Here is a 6,473-nt window from a genome sequence, read left to right as displayed (position 1 = left end):
GTCCGCGACCGAGGCCGAGCCGCCCTCGCCCGCCGCGTTGAAGCTGGCCGTGCGGATCGTCATGACCTTCTTCGCATCGCCCGATTTCACCGTCTGGATGGCGTTGCCGGCATAGACCGGGCGCTCGAACGTGTCGGCGTCGACGATCTTCGACACATCCGACAGGATCATCACATCCAGCAGGGCCGCCACGCGCGGCATGATGTTCTTGGCATCCGTGGTCGCAGGTGCAGCGATATGACTGTAGTCGCCCGCCAGCGACACGATCAGCGCCGCCGTCGGTTCGGCCAGCCGGTGGCCGTAAAGCGCGTTCTCCGCAACCAGCACCTTCGAGACCCCGGCGATCTTGGCCGCAGCCTCGCCCGCCGCTTTCGCATGGGCACCGGCGCAGAGCACCGTCACATCGCCCAGAGCCTGCAGCGCGCCCACCGCCTTCGCTGTCGCGTCGGTGTTGAGCTCTCCATTCGTGACTTCGCCCAGCAGCAGAACAGCCATCAGATCACCCCCGCTTCCTTGAGTTTCGACACCAGCTCATCGACCGAGCCGACCTTGATCCCGGCCTTGCGGCCCTCGGGTTCGCGGGTCGAGACGACCGTCAGCCGCGGCGAGACGTCGACGCCGTAATCCGCGGCGGTCTTTTCGTCCAAAGGCTTTTTCTTCGCCTTCATGATGTTGGGCAGCGACGCGTAGCGCGGCTCGTTGAGGCGCAGGTCGGCGGTGACCACGGCCGGAAGCTTGACCTCGATGGTCTGCAACCCGCCGTCGACCTCGCGGGTGACTTTCGCCGCGCCGCCGTCGATTTCCAGTTTCGAGGCGAAGGTCGCCTGACCCCAGCCCAGGAGCGCCGCCAGCATCTGGCCGGTCGCGTTCATGTCATTGTCGATCGCCTGCTTGCCGGCGATGATCAGCTCGGTGCCCTCGGCTTTCGCCACGGCTGCGAGGATCTTGGCCACGGCCAGAGGCTCGATGTCCTGATGCACGTCATCGGCCGCGACCACCAGGATCGCCCGGTCCGCGCCCATCGCCAGCGCCGTGCGCAGCGTTTCCTGCGCCTGCTTCACACCGATCGAGATCGCGATGACCTCTTCGGCCTTGCCCGCTTCTTTCAGACGGATCGCCTCTTCTACCGCGATCTCGTCGAAGGGGTTCATCGACATCTTCACGTTCGCAAGATCGACACCCGAACCGTCAGCCTTAACACGGGCCTTCACGTTGTAGTCGATCACGCGCTTCACTGGCACGAGAACCTTCATCGGCGTCTCTCCCTTGGTTGCGTCATGAGGTTGATGGAGTTGTTACCGGTCTGCCAAGCCCTATGACAGACCAAAAGCGACAATTTTACCGGCAGAAGCGCGCAATTTGCATGTTCCCGCTAACGGCTGGCACCCGGCACCCACAGGATATCCTGCTGGCCGTTGTCATTGGCCACGCGACCGGCGACGAAGAACCAATCCGAAAGCCTGTTCAGATACTTGACCGCTGCCGGATTGGCGTCCTCTTCCCCGGCCAGCGCCGTGGCCGCACGCTCGGCCCGGCGGGCGACGGTGCGGCAGAGGTGCAGATGCGCGGAAAGCGGGCTGCCGCCCGGCAGGATGAAGCTGCGCAGCGGCGAGAGGTTTGCGTTCATCTCATCGATTTCGCGTTCAAGCCGTTCGACCTGGGCGTCGATGATGCGCAAAACCGGATAGGGCGCGTCGGCGTCTTCCTGCATCCGGGGGCGCGACAGGTCCGCGCCAAGGTCGAAAAGGTCGTTCTGGATGACAAGGATGCGCTTGTCCAACTCACCCGAGGCATGCAGGCGCGCAAGGCCCAGCGTGGCATTCAGCTCATCCACGCTGCCATAGGCGTCCACGCGCAGCGAGTATTTGGCCACGCGCTCTCCGTTCGAAAGGGCGGTCTGCCCGCCATCGCCGGTGCGGGTGTAGATCTTGTTCAGAACAACCATTACTTCATTCGCATCCACATATAGAGCAGGAAAATCGCAATCGCCGCGGCCTGCGCAATCAGGCGCCAGCGCATCAGGCGGTTGCCGTTCTTGCGGTTGAATTCGCCGCCTTTGGCGAAGGCACCGATCCCGGTCATCAGAATCAGGACGACGACCGCCATCGCGGCCATCAGAAGATAGAACAGAGGATCGTCTTTCATGGCGGTTGCCTTTCTTGATGCAGAGCCTAGCTGCGACGGGCGAACCAGTCCAGCGCCCGCGTGGGCAGGATACGGCGCCCTATGGCTGCTATATAGGTGGGCCGTGTGACATAGTAACGTGTGCGTGGCCGCTCGCTTTCCAGCGCATGGGCCAGTTTTTCGCTGACGGCGCGCGGGGGCAGTTCGAACCGGTCCTTTTTCGCCGCCGGGTGATACAGCCGGTTCAGCAGCGTGTCGCGGTATTGCTGGGCGCGGGGGCTGCTTTCCCAATCAATCCAACGCTCGAAATGCGGGATCGAATTGGCGCGGATGCGGGTGCCGATGGGGCCGGGCTCGATCAGGATGACGCGCACGGGCGTGTCGGCCATTTCCAGCCGCAGGACATCCGTCAGCCCCTCCAGCGCGAATTTCGTCGCCACATAGGCGCCGCGCCAGGGGATGCCCATCAGCCCCAGGACTGAGCTGACGTTCACCACCCGCCCGCCGTGCTGGCGGAAATGCGGCAAAAGCCGCTGGGTCAGGTCATGGGTGCCGAAAAGGTTCGCCTCGAAAATCGCGCGCAGGCCGCCGCGCGGCAGATCCTCGACCGCGCCGGGCAGGGCGAAGGCGGCGTTGTTGACCAGCGCGTCGATCCGGCCGAAGGACAGCGCCTCGTCTGCCGCATGGGCGACGCTGGCCTCATCCGAGAGGTCCAGATGGATCGTCTCGATGCCCTCGGCGCGGCGGGCGGCGATGTCCTCGGGCGTGCGGCAGGTGGCGATGACGCGCCAGCCGCGTTCGGACATGAACCGCGCGGCATCAAGGCCGATCCCGGATGAGCAGCCGGTGATAAGGACGGTTTTCACGAGGCGCGCTTCCCTTGCCTGATTTCCGTGCGGTTTTCTGCGCCATGCAGCGCCCGGGGTAAAGCGGCAAGCGGCGCACGCGGCGTTGTGACGCTTTTCCCGCTGGACCGACAGCCGGGCTGGCCCTATTCACGGGGCCATGTCCGACGATACGCAAAATCCAGATCCCTCGGCGGATCAAACCACATCCGAGCCTTTGTCGCGCGCCATTGGCGAGCGCTACCTGACCTATGCGCTGTCGACGATCATGAACCGGGCGCTGCCCGATGCGCGTGACGGCCTGAAGCCGGTGCACCGGCGCATCCTGTTCGCCATGCGCGAGCTCAGGCTGAACCCGACCGGCCCCTTCCGGAAATCGGCCAAGATCACCGGCGACGTGATGGGCAACTATCACCCGCATGGCGATGCCGCGATCTATGATGCGATGGCGCGTCTGGCCCAGCCTTTCGCCATGCGTTACCCGCTGGTCGACGGTCAGGGCAACTTCGGCAATATCGACGGCGACAACCCCGCCGCCAGCCGCTACACCGAGGCCCGCCTGACCGCCGCCGCCGAGGCGTTGATGGAAGGGCTGACCGAAAACGCGGTCGATTTCCGCCCGAACTATGACGGCACGCTGGAAGAGCCGGTGGTGCTGCCCGCCGCTTTCCCGAACCTGCTCTGCAACGGGGCCTCGGGCATTGCGGTCGGCATGGCGACGAACGTGCCGCCGCACAACCTGCACGAGGTCATCGACGCCTGCCTGCATCTGATCAAATCGCCCGATGCGCGCGATGACACGCTGATCTCGATCATGCCGGGGCCGGATTTCCCGACCGGCGGCGTCTTGGTCGAATCGCGCGACACGATTGCCGAGGCCTACCGCACCGGACGCGGCAGCCTGCGCCTGCGCGCGCGCTGGTCGGTCGAGGATCTGGGCCGCGGCCAGTGGCAGATCGTCGTCACCGAGATCCCCTATCAGGTCCAGAAATCCAAGCTGATCGAGCGGCTGGCCGAGGTCATCCAGATCAAGAAGGTGCCGATTCTGGCCGATGTCCGCGACGAATCGGCCGAAGACATCCGCATCGTGCTGGAGCCCAAGACCCGCGCCGTCGACCCCGATCAGCTGATGGCGGCGCTGTTCCGCGTCTCGGATCTTGAGGTGCGGTTCGGGCTGAACATGAACGTGCTGATCGACGGCCGCACGCCGCGCGTCTGTTCGCTGAAAGAGGTGCTGCGCGCCTTCCTCGACCACCGGCGCGAAGTGCTGGTGCGCCGCTCGAACCACCGGCTGGACAAGATCGCGGCGCGGCTGGAGGTGCTGGAAGGCTATATGATTGCCTTCCTGAACCTCGACCGCGTGATCGAGATCATCCGCTATGAGGATGATCCCAAAGCCGTCATGATGGCCGAGTTCAAGCTGACCGAGGTGCAGGTCGAAGCGATCCTGAACATGCGTCTGCGCGCCCTGCGCAAGCTTGAGGAAATCGAGCTGCGCGCCGAGCACGAGAATCTGACCGCCGAACGCGAAGCCCTGATGGCCATGCTGGCCGATGAGGGCAGCCAGTGGTCGCGCATCGCCGACCAGCTGCGCGAGACGCGCGGCCAGTTCGGCAAATCCGCCCCCGGCGGGCAGCGGCGCACCGATATCGCCGAGGCCGAGGAAGTCGGCCCCATCGACATGGATGCGATGATCGAGCGCGAGCCGGTGACCGTGATCCTGTCGAAAATGGGCTGGATTCGCGCCATGCGGGGCCACCAGCCGCTGGACGCCGAGGTCAAGTTCAAGGACGGCGACGGCCCCTTCATGGCCTTCCACGCCGAGACGACCGACAAGCTGATGGTCTATGGCGCGAATGGCCGCTTCTACACCGTGCCCGCCAACAACCTGCCCGGCGGTCGCGGCATGGGTGAGCCGCTGCGCCTGATGATCGACCTGCCGAATGACGCAGCCGTCATCGACATGTTCCCCTGGCGCGATGGGGTGAAATATCTGGTTGCCTCGAAGTCCGGGGACGGGTTCATCGTCAATTCCGGCGACATTCTGGCGCAGACGCGCTCGGGCAAGCAGGTGCTGAACGGCGATGCGCTGCTGTGCAAGCCGGTCACCGGCGATCACGCTGTGACCGTGGGCGAGAACCGCAAGCTTCTGGTCTTTGCGCTGGATGAGCTGCCGGAAATGGCGCGCGGCAAGGGCGTCCGCCTGCAGAAGTTCAAGGATGGCGGGCTGTCGGACGTGACCTTCATCACGCTTGAGCAGGGCCTGTCGTGGAAAGACCCCGCAGGCCGCACGCGGCGCGAGGATGACCTGACCGAATGGCTGGGCAAGCGCGCGACGGCGGGCCGCATGGCCCCGCGCGGCTTCCCGCAGGACAACCGCTTCAACTGAGGCCAGCCGAGCGTGACGAGATCAGACGCGCCCTACCATCGCGGGGCGCGTTTTTCATTCGCTAGTCCTTCCGGACCAGCTTCTTGCCGTTCAGCATCGGCTTGATCAGATCCTCGCGCTTCCAGAAGCGATAGAACAGGATCACCGCCAGATGCAGCAGCACCAGCAGCAGGATCAGGTTCGCCCCCAGCTCGTGCCAGCCCACGGCTTTCGAGCGGGTCGCGCTGCTGACGTAGCTGGCCAGAGGGCCGACGTTGATATAATCGTCCGGGTCCGAAATCAGCCCGGTGGTGATCTGCGTCGCCAGCACCGCCAGCATGGCGATCACCGACAGCGCGCCCAGCGGGTTATGGCCGGGCCAATAGCTGGGCTCGCGCAGGAACATGCCGCGCAGATAGCCGCCAATCTCGCCGGGGCCGCGCAGGAAATGCGAAAACCGCGCCGGAGCGGGGCCGACAAAGCCCCAGACCAGCCGAAAGATCAGCAGACCCGCCACCACATAGCCGCACCAGAAATGCAGCGTCATCTTGGAAGGCCCGAACTGCCCCAGACACCAGGCCAGAATGACGAAGAACGCCAGAAGCCAGTGGAACCCGCGCAGAAGCGGGTCCCACAGCCGGATCTCCCGGACGGGCGGTTTTTGCGCCATCAGCTCTTTTCGCGGTAAAGATCGTGGCAGGCTTTGCAGGCGCCGCCCAGCTTCTGGACCACGGGACCGACGTTGCCCTCACCGCCCTTGACGGCATCGGTGGCGCCGACGGCGGCCTCTTGCAGGCCAGCGAACTTGGCCTTGAAGTCGTCCATATTCGTCCAGATGTCGGGCTTGGCCGCGCTGTCTTCAGCCTGACCGGCCGCCGATCCTTCCAGGAACAGCGAGGGATAGTCGTAATGCGTCAGCGCCTCGATATTGGCGGCGGCGCGGCTGGCGACGGTCTCGTCATAGGCCACCTCGCCCTTTGCCATGCCCGAAAGCGTGCCCATGTTGATGGCGAGCATCTGCAGATAGCCGTGGCGGGCCTCGATGCTCTGCTTGATCGGATCGTCGTCCTGGGCAGAGGCGGCAAGGGGGAACAGGGCTAGGGCTGCGATCAGGATGTGGCGCATTTGCGTCCTCT

General features: G+C 64.9%; 7 protein-coding genes and 1 pseudogene. 1 reads left to right on the top strand and 7 read right to left on the bottom strand.

Annotated elements, in window-relative coordinates; genetic code table 11:
- The 5 genes and pseudogenes from IQ24_RS10350 to IQ24_RS10330 form a co-directional block, all read right to left on the bottom strand.
- Positions 1-495 (bottom strand): annotated as a pseudogene (locus IQ24_RS10350) (electron transfer flavoprotein subunit alpha/FixB family protein); the annotation flags it as partial.
- On the bottom strand, positions 495-1,253 hold the full coding sequence (locus IQ24_RS10345; protein ID WP_145397874.1) for an electron transfer flavoprotein subunit beta/FixA family protein: 759 nt from the start codon (positions 1,251-1,253) through the stop codon (positions 495-497). The pseudogene IQ24_RS10350 and the gene IQ24_RS10345, both read right to left, overlap by 1 nt.
- 119 nt (positions 1,254-1,372) lie before the next feature.
- Positions 1,373-1,945 (bottom strand): cob(I)yrinic acid a,c-diamide adenosyltransferase, encoded by a 573-nt coding sequence (locus IQ24_RS10340; RefSeq protein WP_145397873.1) that lies wholly within the window; start codon positions 1,943-1,945, stop codon positions 1,373-1,375.
- Positions 1,945-2,145 carry a twin transmembrane helix small protein gene (locus IQ24_RS10335; protein WP_145397872.1) on the bottom strand — a complete coding sequence of 67 codons (201 nt, stop codon included), beginning with the start codon at positions 2,143-2,145 and terminating at the stop codon, positions 1,945-1,947. Before IQ24_RS10335 ends, IQ24_RS10340 begins: the two co-directional genes overlap by 1 nt.
- 26 nt (positions 2,146-2,171) lie before the next feature.
- Entirely contained in the window at positions 2,172-2,990 is an 819-nt protein-coding gene (locus IQ24_RS10330; RefSeq protein ID WP_145397871.1) for an SDR family NAD(P)-dependent oxidoreductase, read from the bottom strand.
- Between the two features lie 139 nt (positions 2,991-3,129).
- On the opposite strand from IQ24_RS10330, the gene parC reads away from it, so the two are divergent.
- Positions 3,130-5,358, top strand: coding sequence for a DNA topoisomerase IV subunit A (gene parC, locus IQ24_RS10325; protein ID WP_145397870.1), 2,229 nt, complete (start codon positions 3,130-3,132; stop codon positions 5,356-5,358).
- A 61-nt stretch (positions 5,359-5,419) separates the two neighbouring features.
- On the opposite strand, the gene IQ24_RS10320 is transcribed toward parC, so the two are convergent.
- Together IQ24_RS10320 and IQ24_RS10315 are read right to left on the bottom strand one after the other, a co-directional pair.
- Positions 5,420-6,007, bottom strand: a complete 588-nt coding sequence (locus IQ24_RS10320) for a cytochrome b/b6 domain-containing protein (RefSeq protein ID WP_145397869.1) — start codon at positions 6,005-6,007, stop codon at positions 5,420-5,422.
- Positions 6,007-6,462, bottom strand: a complete 456-nt coding sequence (locus IQ24_RS10315) for a c-type cytochrome (RefSeq protein ID WP_145397868.1) — start codon at positions 6,460-6,462, stop codon at positions 6,007-6,009. Before IQ24_RS10315 ends, IQ24_RS10320 begins: the two co-directional genes overlap by 1 nt.
- Positions 6,463-6,473 lie beyond the last annotated feature (11 nt).

It is taken from the genome of Paracoccus sulfuroxidans (genome assembly GCF_007830335.1).
Classification (GTDB): domain Bacteria; phylum Pseudomonadota; class Alphaproteobacteria; order Rhodobacterales; family Rhodobacteraceae; genus Paracoccus; species Paracoccus sulfuroxidans.
This window is presented reverse-complemented; position numbering and strand designations above follow the sequence as displayed.